Annotated in this window: 20 protein-coding genes; 1 reads left to right on the top strand and 19 read right to left on the bottom strand. The window is 63.5% G+C overall.

Going from position 1 to position 22,515, the window contains the following annotated elements; all coding sequences use genetic code 11:
- Positions 1-12: 12 nt before the first annotated feature.
- The 6 genes from C8C98_RS13875 to C8C98_RS13850 form a co-directional block, all read right to left on the bottom strand.
- Positions 13-855 (bottom strand): DUF429 domain-containing protein, encoded by an 843-nt coding sequence (locus C8C98_RS13875; protein WP_121454758.1) that lies wholly within the window; start codon positions 853-855, stop codon positions 13-15.
- A 171-nt stretch (positions 856-1,026) separates the two neighbouring features.
- On the bottom strand, positions 1,027-1,908 hold the full coding sequence (locus tag C8C98_RS13870; RefSeq protein WP_121454757.1) for a DMT family transporter: 882 nt from the start codon (positions 1,906-1,908) through the stop codon (positions 1,027-1,029).
- 205 nt (positions 1,909-2,113) lie between these two features.
- Complete coding sequence (locus tag C8C98_RS13865; RefSeq protein ID WP_121454756.1) at positions 2,114-2,536, bottom strand: BLUF domain-containing protein; 423 nt, start codon at positions 2,534-2,536, stop codon at positions 2,114-2,116.
- A gap of 2 nt (positions 2,537-2,538) precedes the next feature.
- Positions 2,539-3,267 (bottom strand): GTP cyclohydrolase I, encoded by a 729-nt coding sequence (gene folE, locus C8C98_RS13860; protein ID WP_121456264.1) that lies wholly within the window; start codon positions 3,265-3,267, stop codon positions 2,539-2,541.
- Positions 3,268-3,403: 136 nt separating this feature from the next.
- Positions 3,404-4,630 carry a cardiolipin synthase ClsB gene (gene clsB / locus C8C98_RS13855; RefSeq protein ID WP_121454755.1) on the bottom strand — a complete coding sequence of 409 codons (1,227 nt, stop codon included), beginning with the start codon at positions 4,628-4,630 and terminating at the stop codon, positions 3,404-3,406.
- Positions 4,631-4,663: 33 nt separating this feature from the next.
- Positions 4,664-5,401 (bottom strand): endonuclease/exonuclease/phosphatase family protein, encoded by a 738-nt coding sequence (locus C8C98_RS13850; protein ID WP_099658301.1) that lies wholly within the window; start codon positions 5,399-5,401, stop codon positions 4,664-4,666.
- 241 nt (positions 5,402-5,642) lie between these two features.
- Between C8C98_RS13850 and C8C98_RS13845 the strand changes: the two genes are divergently transcribed.
- Positions 5,643-7,418, top strand: a complete 1,776-nt coding sequence (locus tag C8C98_RS13845) for a tetratricopeptide repeat protein (protein ID WP_121454754.1) — start codon at positions 5,643-5,645, stop codon at positions 7,416-7,418.
- An 18-nt stretch (positions 7,419-7,436) separates the two neighbouring features.
- Here C8C98_RS13845 and nudB read toward each other — a convergent pair whose 3' ends face one another.
- The 13 genes from nudB to C8C98_RS13780 all read right to left on the bottom strand — a co-directional run bounded on the left by nudB (position 7,437) and on the right by C8C98_RS13780 (position 22,408).
- The gene (gene nudB / locus C8C98_RS13840; RefSeq protein WP_121454753.1) at positions 7,437-7,934 is read right to left on the bottom strand and encodes a dihydroneopterin triphosphate diphosphatase; all 498 of its coding nucleotides are present in this window, start codon (positions 7,932-7,934) and stop codon (positions 7,437-7,439) included.
- Between the two features lie 40 nt (positions 7,935-7,974).
- Positions 7,975-8,796, bottom strand: a complete 822-nt coding sequence (locus C8C98_RS13835; protein ID WP_121454752.1) for a CsgG/HfaB family protein — start codon at positions 8,794-8,796, stop codon at positions 7,975-7,977.
- A gap of 112 nt (positions 8,797-8,908) precedes the next feature.
- Positions 8,909-10,723: an aspartate--tRNA ligase gene (gene aspS, locus C8C98_RS13830; RefSeq protein WP_099658297.1), complete on the bottom strand. Its 1,815-nt coding sequence runs from the start codon at positions 10,721-10,723 to the stop codon at positions 8,909-8,911.
- A gap of 45 nt (positions 10,724-10,768) precedes the next feature.
- A complete protein-coding gene (locus C8C98_RS13825) occupies positions 10,769-11,389 on the bottom strand; it encodes a DUF502 domain-containing protein (RefSeq protein WP_099658296.1) in 621 nt (206 codons plus the stop codon).
- A 9-nt stretch (positions 11,390-11,398) separates the two neighbouring features.
- A complete protein-coding gene (locus tag C8C98_RS13820; protein ID WP_121454751.1) occupies positions 11,399-11,722 on the bottom strand; it encodes an FmdB family zinc ribbon protein in 324 nt (107 codons plus the stop codon).
- A 138-nt stretch (positions 11,723-11,860) separates the two neighbouring features.
- The gene (locus C8C98_RS13815; protein ID WP_121456263.1) at positions 11,861-13,312 is read right to left on the bottom strand and encodes a sodium:solute symporter family protein; all 1,452 of its coding nucleotides are present in this window, start codon (positions 13,310-13,312) and stop codon (positions 11,861-11,863) included.
- 95 nt (positions 13,313-13,407) lie between these two features.
- Entirely contained in the window at positions 13,408-14,979 is a 1,572-nt protein-coding gene (gene ubiB / locus C8C98_RS13810; protein WP_121454750.1) for a ubiquinone biosynthesis regulatory protein kinase UbiB, read from the bottom strand.
- On the bottom strand, positions 14,976-15,554 hold the full coding sequence (locus tag C8C98_RS13805) for an SCP2 domain-containing protein (protein ID WP_121454749.1): 579 nt from the start codon (positions 15,552-15,554) through the stop codon (positions 14,976-14,978). The genes ubiB and C8C98_RS13805 overlap by 4 nt, the downstream gene beginning before the upstream one ends.
- A 40-nt stretch (positions 15,555-15,594) precedes the next feature.
- Positions 15,595-16,605, bottom strand: a complete 1,011-nt coding sequence (locus tag C8C98_RS13800; protein ID WP_121454748.1) for a Tim44 domain-containing protein — start codon at positions 16,603-16,605, stop codon at positions 15,595-15,597.
- Positions 16,606-16,652: 47 nt separating this feature from the next.
- A complete protein-coding gene (ubiE, locus tag C8C98_RS13795) occupies positions 16,653-17,384 on the bottom strand; it encodes a bifunctional demethylmenaquinone methyltransferase/2-methoxy-6-polyprenyl-1,4-benzoquinol methylase UbiE (protein WP_099658290.1) in 732 nt (243 codons plus the stop codon).
- A gap of 184 nt (positions 17,385-17,568) precedes the next feature.
- A complete protein-coding gene (locus tag C8C98_RS13790; RefSeq protein ID WP_121454747.1) occupies positions 17,569-17,985 on the bottom strand; it encodes a gamma-butyrobetaine hydroxylase-like domain-containing protein in 417 nt (138 codons plus the stop codon).
- Between the two features lie 62 nt (positions 17,986-18,047).
- Positions 18,048-18,494 carry an HIT family protein gene (locus C8C98_RS13785; protein ID WP_121454746.1) on the bottom strand — a complete coding sequence of 149 codons (447 nt, stop codon included), beginning with the start codon at positions 18,492-18,494 and terminating at the stop codon, positions 18,048-18,050.
- The gene (locus C8C98_RS13780; protein WP_121454745.1) at positions 18,491-22,408 is read right to left on the bottom strand and encodes an FAD/FMN-binding oxidoreductase; all 3,918 of its coding nucleotides are present in this window, start codon (positions 22,406-22,408) and stop codon (positions 18,491-18,493) included. Before C8C98_RS13780 ends, C8C98_RS13785 begins: the two co-directional genes overlap by 4 nt.
- Positions 22,409-22,515 lie beyond the last annotated feature (107 nt).

Genomic DNA, 22,515 nt, shown 5'->3' with positions numbered 1-22,515 from the left:
AGACTCGAGGCACTAGGGAACAGGAGCGGTCACGATCCAGCCTTCCAGCGCATCAAGCCCCGGTGGCAGGCCATACAGCGGGTCGCCCTGCGCGTGCCGGTGCTGCGCCCAGGCGGCTTGCAGCAGGCACAGCGTGGCGTCCAGGCTGTCGCCGCTGGCGTCTGCCACCAGCGCATCGCGTTGGGCGTGGGTGAGCTTGAGGCGCAGGCCCAGGCGGGTCTGCTCCATCTCCAGCGCGTTGACCAAGTCCTTGCGGGCGATAAGGCGGTCGGGCGTTTGCTTGGCACGGTCGTCGCTCTTGTAGCTGCGCCGCTGCAGCACCTCGCGCGCCAGCAGGCCGGGGTAGGCCTCCAACGCTACGCGTCGGGCATCGCCCGTGCTCTCGGCGCCGGGTGGCATCAGGCCGGGCACCCACACCCCGGCATCGAGCAGCAGCGGCAGGCCCGCATGCAGCATGTACGCCACGGGCGGGTTCACCCATTTCATCGAGGGGCTGGAGCCCGCAGGGCCGTCGGTGGCGCGGTGGGCAAACTTGCCACCCACGGGCCGGGCATTGCAAAAGCCCGCAAAGGCCTCGCGAATCTGCGCGCGCGTGAGGCTGCGGTAGTGCTGCATGCAGGAGCGCCAATCGGTGGGCCAGTGCAGCGTCTCGACCAGCTCGCGCGGCAAGCCAAAGGGCAGATCGAAGCCGCCCACCCAAGGCCTGGGCTGGCCCAGCCACTGGGCAAAGGCGGGCAAGGTCTCGATGCGCTCCAGCGCCAGCAATTGCACACGCACACCATCACTGCGGCCCAAGGCCAGCACGATGGGTTTGCGGCGGCTGGGGCTGCTGGAGAAATCGCAGCCGACTAACATGCCTATTCCTTTCAGACTCTGAACTACCCACGGGACGCAACCTATGCTACTGGCACGACAAACGCCAGCGCCCCCGCGGAAGGGCCGCCCCGCTGGGGGCGTCCCCCACCCAACTCGCGCAGCGAGGCGAGAGAGGGGGAAGGCGCGCAGCGCCTCAGGGGGTGCATCTTGTCATCCTAAAGCCAGCGCCGTGACGCCGGCCGCAATGCACACGGCCCCGCACACCCTCGCCAGCCGGTCGCCCTCGCCCAGCAAATGCCCGCCAATGAGCGCAGCAAACAGCATGGACACCTCGCGCGCCGGGGCCACGTGCGACAGGGGTGCCTGCTGCATGGCATACAGCACCAGCACGTAGGCCACAGGGCTCACCACGGCCACCAGCAGGGCAAAGCGCCATTGCGCAAGCCACAGCGTGCGGGCCGTGGGCAAATCGCGCAGCACCACGGGGGCCAGCAGGCCCACGCGCACAAAGTTGCCCATGTAGTCGATGAGGATGGGCGACATCAGCAGCACCTTGACCGCGTAGCCGTCCACCACCGTGTAGCTGGCGATAAAGGCCCCGGTGAGCAGGCCATAGCGCAGCCCCGTATGCACGCGCTCACGCGCAGCGGGGTCGTGCGCCGCGCGCAGCAGGCCGGGGCCACCGGCAATCAAAAACACCCCGCCCACCACACCGGCAATGCCCAAAGCCCCCAGGGCCGAGATCTGCTCGCCCAGCAGCGTGATGGCCACCAGCGAAGACAAGAGCGGCCCCGAGCCCCGCGCCAGTGGGTACACCACCGTGAGATCGGCCACGCGGTAGCCGCGCAGCAAGATGACGTAATACAGCACATGCAGCACGCCACTGACCACCACAAAGCCCCACTCCACCACACCCCACAGCGGCACAGCATCACGCCCCAGCCACCAGCCCAGCGGCGCCCAGAACAGCATCATCAGCACCGAGGTGAAGAACGCAAACCGCGAATCGCCCCCCGCTTTCTTGGCGGCAATGTTCCAGCAGGCATGGATGAGCCCTGCCAGGATGATGAGGGCGAAGGCGTTGAGGGTCACGGGTGAAAAAAGGACAGGCTTGAATGCAAAAAGCCGCAGCGCCTGGGGGCTGCGGCTGGAGTTGTGTCGGTTAAGCAGTGACGAAAAGTGGGGCGATTTGCGTAGCGAGCGACCTCAGCCCGGGTTGAGGAACGCAGCCGCACTCCCGTGCGGCGAGTACCGCAGGCCCGGGATCAGGCCGCGCAGTAGCAAAGCGCCCCGCTTTTCAGGCCCTTCCGATGATGGAGGCCGTGGCCATCAGCTCTTCGAGCAGCGCAAAAGAGACCTTGCCCGACACCGCATACGGGTCCAGCTCGGGCTTTTCGGAGTACTTGAGCAAGATGGAATGGTTGATCTTGTTCAAATTGACCTGCCCCATGGTCCAGCCACCAAAGCGGCGCTCGGCAATTTCTTCGTAGTGCAGCAGCTCCACGTCTTTGTGGCGCGGGTCGCGCTGGATGTGGCCGTAAAGCTCGCTGACGGCCGAGCGGCCGCCTTCGATGGCTTGCAGGAACACACCACCGCCGTAGCACAGCACGCCGGTGATACCGCTGCCAGGGTTGTGCTGGCGCGACTGGGTGAGGATGGCCTCGATGGCGGCGGGCGATGTATCGACCGCGCGGCTGGCGTAAAGCAGACGTACCAACATGGTCAGTTCTTTCCGGGGATGAGAGAGAGGAATTCACGGCGCAGGGCGCTGTCCTTGAGGAACACGCCGCGCATGACGGAGTTGATCATCTTGCTGTCCATGTCACGCACGCCGCGCCAGGACATGCAGAAATGGCTGGCTTCCATAACGATAGCCAGGCCGTCGGGCTGGGTCTTTTCCATGATGAGGTCTGCCAGTTGCACGACGGCCTCTTCCTGGATTTGGGGGCGGCCCATGATCCAGTCGACCAAGCGCGCGTACTTGGACAGGCCGATCACGTTGGTGTGCTCGTTGGGCATGACGCCGATCCAGATCTTGCCGATGACGGGGCAGAAGTGGTGGCTGCAGGCGCTGCGCACGGTGAGCGGGCCGACGATCATCAGCTCGTTGAGGTGCTCTGCGTTCGGAAACTCGGTGATGGGCGGCTGCGCCACATAGCGGCCCTTGAAGACCTCGTTGAGGTACATCTTGGCTACGCGGCGTGCGGTGTTGTTGGTGTTGTGGTCGCCCACGGTGTCAATCACCATGCTGTCGAGCACGCCCTGCATCTTGACCTCCACCTCGTCCAGCAGCTTTTCCAGCTCGCCGGGTTCGATGAATTCAGCAATGTTGTCGTTGGCATTGAAGCGTTTGCGAGAGGCGTTGATCCGCTCGCGGATCTTCACGGAAACGGGGGTGCCTTCTTCATCCGGCAGGTGGGTCGTCATAGCAGCGGCGGGTTGACTGGACATGGACACATCCTACCAGCGATCCCACGCCCCGCACCATCAAGGGTTTTAACGCCCTAGCGCTTATCAGACAAGCGCCACAAGCTATAAAAATAATAGCAAACCCAATTACCTCTACGGCGTCTGACCGAAGACTGCGTCAGTAGCGATTGCCGGTGATCCACAGCGCCAGCCGCATCAGGCCAAAGGCCACGCGGTCCAACACGCGCTGGCGCAGGGGGCGACCAGCGTAGCGGGCCGGGTCCATGCGCCGCCCGGCGTGCTGCATGGCGTGCACCAATCGCTGGCGCAAGTCGGTGGCAAAGGCGGCGTCTTCCACCACCACGTTGGCCTCGCGGGCCAGCAGCAGGCTCAGGGGGTCGAGGTTGGACGAGCCCACCGTGGCCCAGGGCTTGTCGCCCTGCGCATCGACCACGGCCACCTTGGCGTGCAAGAAGCTGGGTTCGTACTCGTGGATTTCCACGCCCGCCTCCAGCAGCGTGCCGTACACGGGGCGCGCCGCGTGGTACTGCATGAAGTATTCGTAGCGCCCCTGCAGCAGCAGGCGCACACGCACGCCCCGGCGGGCGGCCATCAGCAGGGCCTTGCGCAGCTTGCGCCCCGGCATGAAGTAGGCGTTGGCGATGATGACCTCGTGCCGGGCTGCGCCAATGGCGCGCAGGTAGGCTTTTTCAATGCGGCTGCGGTTGCGCACGTTGTCGCGCAGCACCAGGGCTGCGCGCACGGGGGGCGAGCCCTGCCCTGGCCCGGCAGTTTGCTGCGCATGATGCTGGGCACTGGCCGTGCGCAGCGCCAGCAGGGCTTCGGGCAGGCGGCGTTTGCGCACGTCGCGCACGGCCTGCATGCGCCACCACAGCTGCTCCATGGCGTCGCTGGCCTGCGCCACCAGGCTGCCCGTGGCGCGCACGGCAAAGTCAAAGCGCGGGGCGTCGAGCGTGCCGTGGTTGGGGTCGTGAAAATCGTCCAGCACATTGATGCCGCCACAAAACAGCACCCGCCCATCGACCACACACAGCTTGCGGTGCAGGCGCCGCCAGCGGTGGGGCAGCAGCAGGCCCAAGGTGCCCAGGGGTGAGTACACGCGCCACTGCACCCCGGCGGCGCTCAGGCGCGCCGCCCAGGGCTCGGGCAGGCGCCCAGTGCCCACGCCATCTACCACCAGTTGGGTGCGCACGCCCCGCTGCGCTGCGCGGATCAATGCTTCGCCCACACTGGCGCCTGCGCCGGTGAAGTCGAAGATGTAGGTTTCAAACTGGATGTCGCTGAGCGCGGCGTCCATGGCCTGCTCCAGCGCAGGAAACAACTCCTGCGCCCCCTGGTACAGCTGCACGTCGTGGTCGCGTGCGAACTCTGGCGTCTGGGTCATAGCCTGGGCGGAGATAAAGACAGGGCCACGTGGTCAGAGCTTGAATTCAGCAATCAACGGCAGGTGGTCTGACATGCGCCACCAGATGCGGCCACGCGGCACATGCAGGCCCAGGGGCGTGAGCCCCCGCACATAGACGTGGTCCAGCTGCGCCAGCGGCAACCGCGCCGGATAGGTGTAGGCCCGGGGGGCATCGAACTCGTGCAGCCCGTACCCGGCCAGGATGCGCTTGAGCTGGGGCCCCCAGTCGTTGAAGTCGCCCGCCACCACCACGGGTTCGCTGCGGGGAACCTCGCGCTCGATGAACTGCTGCAGCCGCTCGACCTGCCGCACGCGGCTGCCGGGAATCAGCCCCAGGTGCACCACGATGGCATGCAGCGGCCGACCCTGCACCTGCACCTGCACATGCAGCAGCCCGCGCTGCTCAAAGCGGTGGTCGGAGATGTCTTCATGCTGGTGGCCCACCACGGGCCAGCGCGTCAGCAGCGCGTTGCCGTGCTCGCCATGCTTGGTCACGGCATTGGTGCGGTACACGGCCTCATAGCCCTCAGGGGCGAGAAAGTCGGCCTGCGGCAACTCGGGCCAGTGGTGAAAGTAGGCCTGCTCGCGCCGGTGCAGCTTGCGCACTTCCTGCAGGCAGACCAGGTCGGCGTCCAGTTGCTCCACGGCCAGGCCGAGGTTGTGGATTTCCAGCCTGCGCGCGGGCCCCAGGCCTTGCACGCCTTTGTGAATGTTGTACGTGGCTACGCGCAAGATATCGGTGTGATCCATGGCGCTGATTGTGTCGCAACGGCGCCGCACAGAGCGCATCAACGGGCTTTCCCCCATCCGCAAAGCCTCCAAAGTGGGCATACACTAGCCGCAATTCACCCACAGGCCGTGTGCTTAAACACAACCCAGTGGCTGCGCCATGAGAGAGCGGGGGAAACAAAGCCTTTGGCTCGTGCCCTTCGCAGTCGCAGAGGTGAACGCGCGATTTCAGCGGACCGTTATTTGCGAGACAGCACCCCCGATGGCCACAGGCAAAGATCAGGACCCTCAGGACAGCCAAGCACTGGTGATCGACAGCAATGCCACGTCACGCAGCATCTTGGTAGCCCAGCTGCGCGAGTATGGGGTGACCAAGATCGTGCAATGCAGCCGCGTGCGAGATGCCCGCAACCGACTCGAGCACACCATCTTTGACTACGTGCTGTGCGAGCAATATTTCACTGAATCCAACCATTCGGGCCAGACCCTGCTGGATGACCTGCGCCGTGCGCAGCTACTGCCCTTTTCCACCGTGTTTTTCATGGTGACTGCGGAGGCGTCCTACGCAGCCGTGGCCGAGGCGGCCGAGTCGGCGCTGGACGGCTACCTGCTCAAGCCCTTCACCCCCAGCGCCCTGTTTGAGCGACTGAGCCTGGCGCGGCTGCGCAAAGTTCACCTCAAACCCATCTTCGACGCCATTGAGCAAGACGACTTCAAGCTGGCCGCCAGCCTGTGCGCAGAGCGCTTTGAGGCGCGCCAGCCGTATTGGCTGTATGCCGCGCGCATTGGCACCGAGCTGCTGCTGCGACTGGGCCGCCACGCCGAAGCCCGCACCCTGTTCGAGGCCGTGATAGCAGCGCGTGCCCTGCCCTGGGCCAAGTTGGGGGTGGCGCGTGCACAGATTGAGTCGGGCCAGGCCCAGCGGGCCATCACCACCCTGCAAGGGCTGATTGGCGAAGACGCATCGTTTGCCGATGCCTACGACGTGCTGGGCCGCGCGCAAGTGGAGCTCGGGCACTTCAGCGAGGCCATCGAAACCTACCGCACAGCGAGCGAACTGACCCCAGACTCGGTGGTGCGCCTGCAAAAGTTGGGAATGATGTCGTACTACATGGGCGAGCGGGCCACCGCCACCCGGGTGCTGTCGCGGGCGGCCATTCTGGGGCTGGACTCCAAGCTGTTTGACTGCCAGTCACTGGTGCTGCTCACGTTCGCCTACTTCGCCGACAACGACCGCAAGGGCATTGAGCGCTGCATGGCGGACTTCGCGCGCCTGCTCGAGCGCCACGAAAACACCAACAGCCCGCGCATCCTGCGGTTTGTCGAAATTTCCCGCACCCTGCAGCTCATCCAGCAGCGCCAGTTCTCCCAGGCCGTGGCCTCGGTCAAGCAGATGGCGCTGGAAATCATGGAGAGCAGTTTCGACTTTGAAGCGGCCTGCAACCTGGGCAGCCTGCTGGCCGTGCTGGCCACCACGTCGATTGAGCTGGACGAGGGGCCGATGTGGGTGAATGCCATTGGCATGCGCTACGCCAACACGCGCGGCCTCTGCGAGTTGATGGCCAATGCCTGCAACCTGTATACCCCCTATGCAGACAGCGTGCGCGAGTGTCTGCAGCACATCAACAAAAGGGCCGAAATGGCCATGGCCCGCGCCCTGTCCGGCGATGCAGCAGGAGCGGTTCGCAGCCTGATCCGGCACGGGGGCGAGACGCTGAACTCCAAACTGGTGGACATGTCGCAGCAGGTGTTGCTGCGACACCGCGAGCGCATTGAAGAAAGCGACGCCCTGCAAGCTGACATCGACGCACTGCGAACACGTTGCGGTACCGCACCGACCCGCGCTGCGCTGGGGCAAGACAGCGAACGGCACCCAGGCGGCGTGGTCATCCGCACGCGCTCATCGTCTGGCGATGCCGAAGGCGCGGCGCGGCCACGCACGGACAGCGCGCCCCCCACCCCGGCCCCAGCGGAAGATCCCGCAGCGCAGTGGAGCGAGGCGGACCCGCTGGACAAGCTCAGGCTGCGCCCCGGTTGAAGCGGGGGCCAGGCCGTGTCACCGCACCTGGGCTGCAAAGCGCGGCAGCCACAGGCAAGCCTCTGCGTTGGAGGCTGAAAAACACAAGTCGGCAGCCTCCCGCCAGGGCAGCCACTGCCAACGCACATGTTCACGCGGATTGAGTCGCACCGGCGTTCCGTCCGGCACACACAGGCCAAACACCCGCTCGCGGTTGCGCTGCACTCCAGGCGCATAGCGGTGCAACCACTGGGGCCAGATGTCGTAGTGGTTCTCCAGCTGCCAGTCGGTCAATCTGCAGCCGGGGGCCCCAACCTCCATGCCCGTTTCTTCCAGTACCTCGCGCGCCGCCGTCTCGTGCCAAGGCTCGTCCCAACGGTCTTTGCTGCCGGTGACCGACTGCCAGTGCTCCACACCCACCTCAGTGCCCGTGCGTTGAACCATCAATACGTCCAGCATGGGGGTGTAGATCACCACCAAGACCGATTCAGGGATCTTGAACGAATCCTGGGCGGGCGCAGCGGGCGTGGCGGCCATGGGGGCAGGCAGTTCTCTACAAACCATTGAGGCTACAGCATCAGCGCTGGCTCTTCACCGCCACGGGCGGGGGCAGCTCCTTGGCCTGCAGCATGCGCACCTGGGCCACCAGCTTGTTGTGCGAGTCCAGGAAGGCTGCCGCAATCACCTTGCCTTCGTTGGTGTTGCTCCAGCCCGCGCCAGCCCCACCACCCAGGCGGCCAAACAGAACACCGGCTGCGCCGAGGTCCGTGGTGCGGGCAGAGCCCGTGGCAGCGGCCACTTGTTCGGTGGTCTCGTTGTCGGTCAGCAGCAGCGCCGTCTGCGCCTCCTTGAGCTTGACCTGCTCTGCCAGCCCGATCAGCCCGGCAATGTCGCGCAGCACCGGAATCATGGCGATCACCCCCGCAATGCTGCGACCCGCATCCTGCTCACTGAACGTCAGGCTGGGGATGAGGGTGTACTGGGCCTCGTAACCGCGCCCTTTGGCCACGGTGGACTTTTGCCGCAGGATGCCCGCGTCTTTCAGCTCTTGCTCCTGCACCGTGGCGCGCAGGCCCGCCGAGCGGTCTACCACGCGAAAGCAGCCGCTTTGCTGGGCGATCAGCCGAATCAGCGGAACGGGCGACGCAGGCAGGTGGTAGCTGCTGGAGACGGTGTAGCCGTTAGGGTTCTCTGCCAGGGCCAGCGTCGCCACTGGGGCGTCGCACTGCGTGAGCGACTTGTCTGCCCCCTTGGCGCCGGCAGGGCCTGCAGACCCAGAAACCACCGAGCCGCCCTCGCCCAGCTCGGTTTTTTTCTCGCCACAGCCGCCCAGAGCCAGGGCTGCGGCCAACACCACCAGACTGACACCCACAGGGCGGCGCAGTACGTTTTTTTTCATCTCTTACTCCCTGAATCGAAAAGGTAGGCTCCAACGAAAAAGCGGCCCAGACCAACGCCTGTGCCGCTTGGGTTCCTGCTACTGCATGCAACAGGCCTTGGTTTGTGTCCTATCAGCTGGCTTTGGCAGCGTCCAGGTTACGCAAGCGAATGTGCAGCTCGCGCAACTGCTTTTCATCCACGGGCGAAGGGGCCTGGGTCAGCAAGTCCTGAGCGCGTTGGGTCTTGGGGAAGGCAATCACGTCACGGATCGACTCAGCACCAGTCATCAACGTGATCAGACGGTCCAGGCCAAATGCCAAGCCACCGTGGGGAGGCGCGCCGTACTGCAGCGCATCCAGCAGGTAGCCAAACTTGGCGCGTTGGTCTTCCGGACCGATGTTGAGCGCAGCAAACACCTTGGCCTGCACGTCGGCACGGTGGATACGCACCGAGCCACCGCCGAGCTCCCAGCCGTTGAGCACCATGTCGTACGCCTTGGCAATGCACTTGCCTGGATCGGTGTCCATCAGGTCCTCGTGGCCATCCTTGGGGCTGGTGAAGGGGTGGTGCACGGCTGTCCAGCGGTTTTCTTCCTCGTCATGTTCAAACATCGGGAAGTCCACCACCCACAGCGGCGCCCAGCGGTTTTCGAACAGGCCATTCTTCTTGCCGAATTCGCTGTGGCCGATCTTGATGCGCAGCGCGCCAATGGCGTCGTTGACGATCTTTTCCTTGTCGGCACCGAAGAACAGCAAATCACCGTCTTGTGCGCCCGAGCGCTTGAGCACTTCGGCCAGCGCAGCGTCGTGGATATTTTTGACGATGGGCGACTGCAGGCCATCGCGACCCTTGGCCAGCTCGTTGACGCGGATATAGGCCAAGCCCTTGGCACCGTAGATCTTGACGAATTCGGTGTAGGCATCGATCTCACCACGGCTGATGCCGCCGCCTTCGACCGAGCCACCTGGCACGCGCAGGGCCACCACACGGCCGCCCTTCATGTTGGCGGCCCCCGAGAACACCTTGAAGTCCACGTCCTTCATCACGTCGGTCAGCTCGGTGAATTCGAGCTTCACGCGCAGGTCGGGCTTGTCCGAGCCAAAGCGGTAGGCCGCGTCCTGGTACGTCATGATCGGGAACTCGCCCAGGTCCACGCCCAACTGGGTCTGGAACACCTCGGTGATCATGCGCTGGAAGATGGCGCGGATTTCTTCTTCGTTCAGGAACGAGGTCTCGCAGTCGATCTGGGTGAACTCGGGCTGGCGGTCAGCGCGCAGGTCTTCGTCGCGGAAGCACTTGGTGATCTGGTAGTAGCGGTCATAGCCAGCCACCATCAGCATCTGCTTGTACAGCTGGGGCGACTGGGGCAGCGCAAAGAACTGGCCATCGTGCACGCGGCTGGGCACCAGATAGTCGCGCGCGCCTTCGGGCGTGCTCTTGCCCAGCATGGGCGTTTCGATATCGATGAAACCTTCCTTGTCCAGGAAGTTGCGCACCTGGATCGCGGTCTTGTAGCGCAGCATCATGTTGCGCTGCATGTGCGGGCGGCGCAGGTCCATCACGCGGTGCGTGAGGCGGGTGGTCTCCGACAGGTTCTCGTCATCCATCTGGAACGGAGGCGTGACCGAAGGGTTCAACACATTCAGTTCATGGCACAGCACTTCGATCTTGCCGCTCTTGAGGCTGTCGTTGGTCGTACCTTCTGGGCGGGCGCGCACCAGGCCCTTGACCTGCACGCAAAACTCATTGCGCACGCCTTCGGCGGTCTTGAACATCTCGGCACGGTCAGGGTCGCACACCACCTGCACATAGCCTTCGCGGTCGCGCAGGTCAATGAAGATCACACCACCGTGGTCGCGGCGGCGGTTCACCCAACCCGACAGGGTCACGGTTTCGCCCATCAGGGCTTCGGTCACAAGACCGCAATAGTGGGAGCGCATGGCCATGGCATTACTTCCGGCGCCGCTGTGGCGCAATGAATGAAAAGAAAATTATTTGAGAGGCAACTGATTGGGATCGGCTGGCGCAACGACCCCCATCGAGACGATGTACTTGAGCGCGGCATCCACGCTCATGTCGAGTTCCACACAATCGCTCTTGCGCAGCATGACGAAGTAACCGCCCGTGGGATTGGGGGTGGTGGGCACATACACGCTCACAAACTCGTCGCGCAAATAGGCCGCGACTTCACCATTGGGCGCCCCTGTGATGAACGCAATCGTCCAGACCCCTTCGCGCGGCCACTGCACGAGCACGGCGGTGCGAAAGGCGTTGCCGCTTTCTGAAAACAGGGTGTCAGAAACCTGCTTGACGCTGGAGTAGATGGAGCGCACCACCGGAATGCGGTGCACCAGGGCATCGCCCCATTGCACCAGTTTGCGTCCTGCAAAGTTGCTGGCAACAGCCCCCACCACCAACAGGATCAACAGCGTCAGCAGCACGCCAAACCCAGGGATGTGAATCCCCAGAAGCTTGTCTGGCTGCCACGCACCGGGCAGGATTTGCAGCGTCTGGTCCAGCGTGCTGACGATCCAGTTCAGCACCCACGCGGTGATGACGCCGGGCACGATGACCAGCAATCCGGTGAACAGCCATTTACGCAAGGCGGACATGGTGGCCTGTCAGGTCGAAGAAGAGGAGCCACCGCCGCCCGCCGAAGGGGCAGGAGCAGATGCGGGGGCAGACGCTGGGGCGCTGGCAGCAGGAGCTGCGGCATCGGACTTGGATTCGGTCGCAGGGGCGGGGGCGGAATTGCCACCGCTGCCGCCACGAAAATCCGTCACATACCAGCCTGATCCCTTGAGCTGAAAGCCCGCGGCAGTGACTTGCTTGGAGAAGGCTTCTGCTCCGCAAGCGGGGCAAGTGGTCAACGGCGCATCGGAGATTTTTTGCAGCACATCCTTGGCATGGCCGCAGGAGCCGCATTTGTAGGCGTAGATAGGCATGTCAGAGCGTTGAGGGAAAGTGCAAAACCTTCAATTATAGGCGGCACCTACATGACGCCTATTGCAAGTTTGCCAGCATTCATTCGCCCGGGACGCTGGTGGTGGATGGGAGCGCTGCTCACCCTGCAATGGACTCCATCAGGCGGCGGTGCCTTCGTAGTGGTGCACGTGGCCTTTGTGATCTTTCATCCACTGCGGGGCCAGGGAACCTGCGAACATGCCCAGCAGTGCTGCGAGCAAGCCCGCCAACTGCTGAGGGAACTCGGCCGCGAGTGCAGGGCTTGCCACAAACAATAACCACACACCCAATCCCAGCACCACAGCAGCCAAAGCCCCCTGAGTGGTGGCGCGCTTCCAGTACAGGCCGAACACCAAAGGCACAAACGCCCCCACCAAAGGCACCTGATAGGCGCCAGACACCATTTCATAGATCGAGGTGCCCTGCATGGTGATGGCATAGGCCAGCACGCAAGCTGTAAACACCAGAACAGAGATGCGCATGGCCTTGAGGGTGGCAGCATCGCTCATGCCTGGGCGTATGTTGCGCAGGATGTTTTCCACAAAAGTGGTGGAAGGCGCCAGCAGCGTAGCCGAAGCCGTGGACATGATGGCGGACAGCAGGGCACCGAAAAACGCCACCTGCAAGATCACGGGCATGCGCTCCATCACCAAGGTGGGCAACACCTTTTGAGGATCATCCTTGAGCAACGCAGGCGCCGCGTCGGGCATGATGAGGATGGCTGCCGTCACCACAAACATGGGAATGAAAGCGAACAGCAGGTAAAGCACGCCGCCAATGACCGGGCCTTTGCGAGCGGTGCTGGCGCTGTTGGACGACATCACCCGTTGAAAAACGTCTTGTTGAGGAATGGAGCCCAGCATCATGGTGATCGCTGCAGCGATAAAGAACGTCCACTCTTTCGCCCCTCCGGTGGGAAAGAACTGGAACTTGCCTTCTCGCGCGGCGAAATCGATCACCTTGCCTGCGCCGCCCGCCAGATCGGCCGCATACCACGCAATGGCAATCAAGCCCACAGCAATGACAATCATCTGAACAAAGTCGGTGAGCGCCACAGACCACATGCCGCCATACAGTGTGTAGATGAGCACCACCACGGTGCCAATCACCATGCCCAACGTCAATGACACGGCCCCTTGCGTCAGCAGGTTGAACACCAGCCCCAAAGCCGTGATCTGTGCGGCCACCCAGCCCAGGTAGCTGAACAAAATGATGCCCGAGCACACCACTTCAATCACTCGGCCGTACCGCTGACGGTAGTAGTCACCCAGCGTAATCAGGTTCTTCTGGTACAGCTTGTACGCAAAAAAGAGCCCCACCAGCACCAGGCACATCGACGCGCCAAAGGGGTCTTCGACCACGGCACCCAAACCGCCATCGACAAACCGGGCAGAGACCCCTAGCACCGTCTCGGAGCCAAACCAGGTGGCAAACGTGGTGGCAATCACCACGGCCAGCGGCAAACTTCGCCCGGCCACCGCGTAATCGGCCGTGTTGTGCACACGCGTAGCGGCATACAAACCGATGGCAATCGAGACCAGCAGGTACAGAACAATGAACGTCATCAGCATGGCGCCGCTCCGAAACTCCGAGATGAATAAAAAATGGCGCCATTGCACTGGCGCCGTGCCCAACATGGGCCCCGCAGCGTGTCAGGGCGGGGGACTCAAAAACCCCTAAGGCGCAGCAAAGGCATCAATTGCATGACCAGCAAACCCAAAGCAAAACCCAAGCCTACGCACAGCACGCCCTGCAACAGCCGGTTGGTCTGCCGCTGCGCCTGCAGCAGCTCCCTCAATGCCTCGCCGTCGCCATCGCCACCTTTTCGCAAATACTGGGCCACCAGCCGTGGCAGCTCAGGCAACAGCTTGGCGTAATGCGGGGCCTCGGCACGCACATCGCGCCACAACCTTTGTGGCCCCATTTGCTCCAGCATCCACTTTTCCAGGAAGGGCTTGGCCGTGCTCCACAGGTCTAGTTCAGGGTCCAGCTGGCGCCCCAAGCCTTCGATGTTGAGCAGGGTTTTTTGCAGCAGCACCAGTTGGGGCTGAATTTCAACATGGAACCGGCGTGAAGTCTGGAACAGGCGCATCAGCACCATCCCCAGCGAAATCTCTTTGAGCGGACGATCAAAGTACGGCTCACACACCGCCCGGATGGCGGATTCGAGGTCATTGGCCCGCGTCTCGGGCGGCACCCAGCCGCTTTCAATGTGCAGCTCGGCCACGCGCTTGTAGTCGCGGCGGAAAAACGCCACGAAGTTCTGTGCCAGGTATTCCTTGTCCACCTCAGTGAGCGTGCCAACGATGCCGAAGTCCAGCGAGATGTAGCGCCCGAAGGTTTCAGGCTCCAGGCTGACCTGGATGTTGCCCGGGTGCATGTCGGCGTGGAAGAACCCATCGCGGAACACCTGGGTGAAGAAGATGGTGACGCCATCGCGCGCCAGCTTGGGAATGTCCACCCCTGCATCGCGCAGACGTTCAATCTGGCTGATGGGCACGCCCTTCATGCGCTGCATGACCATCACTTCAGGGTGGCAGAAGTCCCAGAAAATCTCGGGAATCAGCACCAAGTCCAGCCCCTGCATGTTGCGCCGCAGCTGCGCAGCGTTGGCCGCCTCGCGCACCAGGTCCAACTCATCGTGCAGGTAATTGTCAAACTCAGCCACCACCTCACGTGGCTTGAGGCGCTTGCCATCGGCCGACAGGCTTTCGACCCAACCCGCCATCATCCGCATGAGGCTCAGGTCTTTCTCGATCACAGGCAGCATGCCAGGGCGCAGCACCTTGACGGCCACCTCGCGCTGCACGCCATCGCGGTCGATCAGCGTGGCAAAGTGCACCTGCGCAATCGATGCACTGGCCACGGGCACGCGCTCGAACGAGGTAAACACGGTATCGACCGGCTTGCGAAAAGCCCGCTCGATGGTGGCAATGGCCACGTTAGGGTCAAACGGCGGCACCCGGTCTTGCAGCAAGGCCAGTTCGTCGGCGATGTCGGGCGGCAACAGGTCTCGCCGGGTCGAGAGCACCTGGCCAAACTTGACGAAGATGGGGCCTAGCTGCTCCAGCGCCTCACGCAGGCGCTGGCCGCGCGGCGCGTCCAGCTTGCGCCCGAACGACAGCATGCGCGACAACCAGCGCAAGCCGGGCTTTTGAAAGCTGTCCAGAACCAAACCGTCCAGACCGTACCGGAACACCACCCACAAGATGGTGCAGCCGCGCAAAAACCGCTTCATACCGCGGCCCGGTCCACGCCGTCTGGTGCAGATGCGGGCACCACGGCACCCTGGGACACGCGGGCACCTACAAACTGGCGCAGAGCCTGAGCGGCGCGCCGGGCCACATTGCACAGCTGGTGGGCGGGTGCATCGCCCATCAATCGGGCCAGGTCTTCCTCCAGATCCCAGCGCACATGGTCGGCCAGCCAGTTGATCTCAGCCGCCAGTTGCACATCGCCCTCGATGCGAATGGCTGGCTTGTCGCCCCGCAGGGCACCTTGGGCCAAGGCCAGGGGCGACAGCTCGGTCATCTCCAGCCGCAAATCAGGGGTATCGCCCTCGCCTGCCAGGTTGAACAACCCGGCAGGCGTGACCAGCAACGCCATGGAATAGTGGCGCCACTGCACGCGCGCCACGCGGCCCTTTTGGCGGCGCAGGCGCTCCATGGCCTCGGGCTCTTGCATCAGAACGTGGTTGATGAACAGCACGGCGCGCTGATGCACTTCGTGGACCAGCCATTGCGGAGGCTGCGGCCCAGAAGTGACGCGGTCAAAAATGCCATCCAGAAATGAAAAAGGGGACTGTGTTGCCATAGTCCCCGATTATTCCCTGAACTGGGAAGACCCTGCGCGTTTACTGCAGAGCTTGTACGCCAGCCACCAGCCAGCCGCTGTTGCCAGTCTTGCCCTTGGTCATGTTCCAGACTTCACGGAAGGGACTAGGGCCTGCCGACAGTTCTTCACGGATCATGCCGGAGAACTCGACGCTGGCCATGTAGCGGTCGTCCATTTCCTCGATGCCCAGCAACTGCGCTTCGATCATGACCACATCGGTGTGGTTTGGCTCTGCACCGCGCTGCGACTCGCGCTCGGACAGCTGGGTGCGGATTTCTTCGAGCATGCTGTCGGTCATCATCGAGCGCAGCGTAGAAATGTCAGAGCGGTCCCAAGCGGCTTGCAGCGTCACGAAGTTGCGCTTGGCGGCCGACAGAAAACCGTCGGTGTCAAAGCCTTCTGGAACGCCCCAGTTTTGCGTGCCTGCCAGGCCAGAGCCGATCACCACGCCAGCGCCTTGGGCCTGGCGCGAGGCATCAAAGGCCATGCTGCTGCGCTCCCAGGGGCGGGCCGATGCGTCGTTGCCCACATTCTCGGGGCGGTAGGTATTGGGAACCTGGGCCGCTGCCGGTGTGGCAGCCCCAGCGCCCGCGCCTTGGAAGGCGAACGGTGCACCACCTGCTGGGCTGGCAGCACCCGCGCGACGGGAGCGCATGATCATGCCAATCACCGCAAACGCCGCCAAGGCCAGCAGTGCAATCATCAAGAACTGGCCGAACCCGGCACCCAGGCCCAAAGAGCTGGCCAGCCACGCAAGGCCCAAGCCTGCGGCCAAGCCACCCAGCATGGCGCCCCAAGGCTTCTTGGGCGCGGCAGCAGCAGGTGCGGCACCAGCAGGCGCCGCAGGCTTGGCGGCAGCTGCGTTGTTTGTGGCGTTCTGGGCAGGCGCCGCGCCGCCAGACGATTCGCGTTGGGTCACGTTGTTCGATTGCTGTCCAACGGACTTACCGCCCCCCATACGCTTGGCTTCGGCGTCCACATGGACCACCGCCATCAGCGCCACCAAAACCACAGACCACAGTTTCATCATGTCATCTCCGTTGAGTCATTCATCAGCATTAAGCGCACACATTGCGCTCAGCACTTGATTCCAACATGCAAAGCCACTACTCCGCCAGTCATGTTGTGATAGTCCACATGCCCAAAACCGCTTTGCTGCATGAGGGATTTGAGATCTTCCTGGCTTGGGTGCATGCGAATGGACTCGGCCAGGTAGCGGTAGCTGGCGTCGTCGCCCGCCACCAGCTTGCCCAGTTGCGGCAGCACCTTGAAGGAATACCAGTCGTACACCTTCTCCAGCGGCTTGGCGACCTTGGAAAACTCCAGCACCAGCAGCCTGCCGCCGGGCTTGAGCACCCGGCACATTTCCGCCAAGGCACGGTCTTTGTGGGTCATGTTGCGCAGGCCAAAGGCCACGCTCACCACGTCGAAATGCGCATCAGGAAACGGCAGTTGTTCGGCGTCGCACACCAGTGTGGGCAGCACCACGCCTGCATCAATCAGGCGGTTGCGCCCTGTGCGCAGCATGGCCTCGTTGATGTCGGTATGCACCACGCGCCCGGTGCTACCCACCTTTTTGGCAAACGCCAGCGACAGATCGCCCGTGCCCCCGGCAATGTCCAGCACCTGGCTGCCTTCGCGCAGGTTGGCCACCATCACGGTGTAGGCCTTCCAGGCGCGGTGCAGCCCGCCCGACATGAGGTCGTTCATCACGTCGTACTTTGACGCAACCGAATCAAACACACCGCGCACGCGCTGTGCTTTTTCCGTTTCGTCAACCGACTCAAATCCAAAGTGGGTGTTGCTCATGGCGTTCATGCTAGGCGCCTGCGCGCCTGCCGTACAGCGACAACCCCGCACTGATATGGGGCATCTGTCGCAGAGTTAATATCAAAAAGGGGGCTAACGCTTTCAGAATAAGCGCTAGCAGCTACGATTTTTATAGCATTTTGCACGACCGCGTGGGCCCATCCATGAGCGGACGGGCCGCACTTCAGTGGCTACCGCAGGCGTGGCCGTCCCCTTTGGCGGCCATGGGCGCGTCACGCTCCACCCCAGCAGCGGCCAGGCGCTCGGCATATTGGTGCCACAGGGCGTCCTGCTGCTGGCCCAGCTCATAGAGATAGTCCCAGCTGAAAATGCCGCTGTCGTGGCCGTCCGAGAACGTGGGCTTGACGGCGTAGTTGCCCACGGGCTCCAGGTTCACCAGCGTTACCTCGCGCTTGCCGGTTTGCAGCACTTCCTGGCCGGGTCCGTGGCCCTGCACTTCGGCCGAGGGGGAGTAAACACGCATCAGCTCAAACGGAATACGGAACGCGGCACCGTCCGAAAAAGCCACCTCCAGCACGCGAGAGGCCTCGTGGACCGTGAGCGCGGTGGGCGCCGGGGCGCCTGCTTTCAAACCTGCCATGCAATCACCTGTCAAAAAATGGAAGCAGGCCTGCGCCCGCCAAAAACTGTGGGTACCAACATTCAAGCGACGGACAGTGCGGCATCCAGGCGCGCACGCAGTGCAGATTCCAGCGCGGGCAGCAGCGCCCGCACAGCCGCCTCCTGCTGCGCAGGGCCTGGGCGCTGGGCTGCCGCCCAGACCGGCGCAGGGAAATGGCTATCCCAGTCAAAGCGCGCAATCACGTGCCAGTGCAGGTGCGGCACCGTGTTGCCCAAGGCCGCCAGGTTGATTTTGGAGGGCGCCAGATGCTGGCGCAGGCACTGCTCCACCACCGTCACCGCCTCCATGCAGTGGCTGCGATCGGCGGCCGACAGATCAGAAAACTCGGCCACATGCGCCGTCCACACCACGCGGTAGAAGGCCGGAAAACCCGCCTCCTGCGCACGGATCACGCGCAGCTTCTCGCCACGCCAGACCAGCGCACCGCCATCGGCATCGCACAGGGGGCACGGCCGGCCTTCGCTCATACCAGCACCCGCTCAATACCGCCCGCATTGGCACGCTGCACGTACTCGGGCATCCAGTTCTCGCCCAGCATCTCGCGCGCCATTTCAACCACGATGTAGTCGGCTTCGAGCAAACCGTTTTGCAGGTCGTCCTGGTAGCGGTTCAGGCCCTGCAGGCAGCTGGGGCAGCTGGTCAGGATTTTGACGTTGTCCTGCGCGCCCACAGCCCCGCTGGCGCGCAGCTGGGCTTCGCCCTTTTTGATTTCTTCTTCCTTGCGAAAGCGCACCTGGGTCGAAATGTCGGGCCGGGTGACCCCCAACGTGCCCGATTCACCGCAGCAGCGCTCGCTCTTGAGCACCTGCTCGCCCACCAGCGCCTTGACGGTTTTCATGGCGTCTTGCTGCTTCATGGGGTTGTGGCAGGGCTCGTGGTACAGGTAGGCACCCTTGCCCTGCAGGGTGATGCCCTTTTCCAGCAGGTATTCGTGGATGTCGATGATGCGGCTGCCCGGGAAGATCTTGTCAAACTCGTAGCCCTGCAGCTGGTCATAGCAGGTGCCGCAGCTCACCACCACGGTTTTGATGTCCAGGTAGTTCAGCGTGTTGGCCACGCGGTGGAAGAGCACCCGGTTGTCGGTGATCATCTTCTCGGCCTTGTCGAACTGGCCGCTGCCGCGCTGCGGGTAGCCGCAGCACAGATACCCGGGCGGCAGCACCGTCTGCACACCGGCGTGCCACAGCATGGCCTGCGTGGCCAACCCCACCTGGCTGAACAGGCGCTCTGACCCACAGCCCGGGAAGTAAAACACCGCCTCCGTCTCGGCCGTGGTGGCCTGCGGGTTGCGGATGATGGGCACGTAGTCCTTGTCCTCAATGTCGAGCAGCGCGCGCGCCGTCTTCTTGGGCAGACCGCCGGGCAGCTTCTTGTTGATGAAGTGGATGACCTGCTCCTTGATCGGAGCCGTGCCCACGCTGGCGGGCGGCTTGGCCGTTTGCTTGCGGCCCACCTTGCGCAGAATGTCCACCGCCATGCGCTGGGCCTTGAAGCCCACGCCCACCATGGCCGAGCGCATCAGCTTGATGGTGTCGGGGTTGGTGGCGTTGAGCATGGTCATGGCCAGTGCGTTGCCAGGGCGGAAGGTCTTCTTGCCCATCTTGCGCAGCAGGTTGCGCATGTTCATGGTCACATCGCCAAAGTCGATCTTGACCGGGCACGGCGTGTAGCACTTGTGGCACACCGTGCAGTGGTCGGCCACGTCTTCAAACTCTTGCCAGTGCTTGATGGACACACCACGGCGCGTCTGCTCTTCGTACAAGAAGGCTTCGACCAGCAGCGAGGTGGCCAAAATCTTGTTGCGAGGGCTGTACAGCAGGCTGGCGCGCGGCACGTGCGTGGCGCACACGGGCTTGCACTTGCCGCAGCGCAGGCAGTCCTTCACGCTATCGGCAATGGCGCCAATGTCGCTTTGCTGCATGATCAGCGACTCGTGCCCCATCAACCCAAAGCTAGGTGTGTACGCATTGGTCAAATCAGCGTGCATGAGCGGAGCATTTGAGGCGTTTTTGGCCTCCAAGGCTTTTCCCTCTAGCGCAGGCAGCTCCTGATTTCGTAGCAGCTTACCTTTATTAAAGCGGCCCTCTGGGTCCACCTTGCGCTTGTATTCGGCAAACGGACGCAATTCGTCGTCGGTCAAAAACTCCAGCTTGGTGATACCAATGCCATGCTCGCCCGAAATCACGCCGTCCAGGCTGCGCGCCAGCACCATGATGCGCGCCACGGCTTCGTGCGCGGTCTGCAGCATCTCGTAGTCGTCGCTGTTGACTGGCAAGTTGGTGTGCACATTGCCGTCACCCGCGTGCATATGCAGCGCCACCCACACGCGGCCCTTGAGCACGCGCTTGTGAATCGCCACGGCCTCGTCCAGGATGGGCTTGAACGCGGCGCCGGTGAAGATGCCTTGCAGCGGCGTGCGCAGCTGGGTCTTCCAGCTGGCCCGCAGGGTGTGGTCTTGCAACTGCGGGAACAGCGTTTCGACGTTGTTCAGCCAGCCTTGCCACAGGGCGCGCACCTCGGCCACCTGGGCAATGGCTTGGCCCACGCGGTCTTCCAGCAGCTCGGCCGCTGGCACGTCCTCGGCAGCGTCTTGCTTGCCCAGCGGCAGGTTGCCCCGCTCGAAAAAGTCGGTCAGCGCATCGCACAGCTTGAGCTTGTTGCGCAGGCTCAGCTCGATGTTGATGCGCTCGATGCCGTCGGTGTACTCGGCCATGCGCGGCAGCGGGATCACCACGTCTTCGTTGATCTTGAAGGCGTTGGTGTGGCGGCTGATGGCAGCTGTCTTCTTGCGGTCGGCCCAGAACTTCTTGCGCGCATCGGCGCTGATGGCAATGAAGCCCTCGCCACTGCGGGTGTTGGCCAGGCGCACCACCTCGCTGGTCACGCGGGCCACTTCGTCGGCGTCGTCACCGGCAATGTCGCCGATCAGCACCATCTTGGGCAGGCCGCCGTTGCCCTTCTTGCTCTTGGTGGCGTAGCCCACCGCCTTGAGGTAGCGGTCGTCCAGATGCTCCAGCCCGGCCAGCAGCACGCCACTGCGCTTTTGCTCGGCGAACATGAAGTCCTTGATCTCGACGATGCTGGGCACGGCGTCTTTGGCATTGCCAAAGAACTCCAGGCACACAGTGCGCGTGTGCTCGGGCATGCGGTGCACCACCCAGCGAGAGCTGGTGATGAGGCCATCGCAGCCTTCTTTTTGAATGCCAGGCAGGCCCGCCAGGAACTTGTCGGTCACGTCCTTGCCCAGGCCTTCCTTGCGGAAGGTGCGGCCCGGAATGCTCAGGCGCTCGGTGCGCACCGGCGTCTTGCCGTCGGCCTCGAAATACTGCAGCTCAAACGTGGCCACTTCCACGTCATGGATCTTGCCCATGTTGTGGTCCAGGCGCGTCACCTCCAGCCACTGGGCGTCGGGCGTCACCATGCGCCAGCTGGCCAGGTTATCGAGCGCCGTACCCCACAGAACGGCCTTTTTGCCGCCTGCGTTCATGGCAATGTTGCCGCCAATGCACGACGCCTCGGCACTGGTCGGGTCTACCGCAAACACAAAGCCCGCGCGCTCGGCCGCATCGGCCACGCGCTGGGTCACCACACCGGCTTCGGTCCACACCGTGCCCACCTCGCGGTCCATGCCCGGCAGGCGGCGCATCTCCACCTCGGTCATGGCTTCGAGCTTTTCGGTGTTGATGACCACGCTCTTCCACGTCAGCGGAATGGCGCCGCCGGTGTAGCCGGTGCCGCCCCCACGCGGAATGATGGTCAGCCCCAGCTCGATACATCCCTTGACCAGCCCGGCCATCTCGACCTCAGAGTCGGGGGTCAGCACCACGAACGGGTACTCCACGCGCCAGTCGGTGGCGTCGGTCACGTGGCTCACGCGCGAGAGGCCGTCGAACTTGATGTTGTCTTTGGCCGTCAGGCGGCCCAGCGTCTTTTGCACCTGGCGGCGCAACTGCGCAGCGTTCTCAAAGGTGGCGTTGAACTCTTGCACCGCACGGCGCGCGGCCACCACCAGCTCGCCTACCAAGCGGTCGCGCTCGGCGTCGTCAGCGGGGGTACGGCGTTTTTCGACTTCGCCCAGGCGGTGGTTCAGTGCATCGACCAGCAGCTTGCGGCGGTCGGGGTTGTCCAGCAAGTCGTCTTGCAGGTAGGGGTTGCGCTGCACCACCCAGATGTCGCCCAGCACTTCGTACAGCATGCGGGCGGATCGACCGGTGCGGCGCTCTTTGCGCAGTTGGTCCAGCAAGTCCCAGGCAGAAGAGCCCAGTAAGCGGATCACGATCTCCCGGTCAGAGAACGAGGTGTAGTTGTACGGGATTTCACGCAAACGGACAGGCTCGGCAGCCTGCGCCTGCAAGGCGGCCAACGCAATCGGAACATTCATGGGGATCAACCTGGGGTGGGCGCCGCGCGCCCATGAGCCTCGGGGGCGTGATTTTATGTCAGCGGCCCCAGGGGCGCGCAAAGCAGCAGGCAGAGCCCCTTTTCTGC

The sequence above is a fragment of the Acidovorax sp. 106 genome (assembly GCF_003663825.1).
Classification (GTDB): Bacteria; Pseudomonadota; Gammaproteobacteria; order Burkholderiales; family Burkholderiaceae_C; genus Acidovorax.
This window is presented reverse-complemented; position numbering and strand designations above follow the sequence as displayed.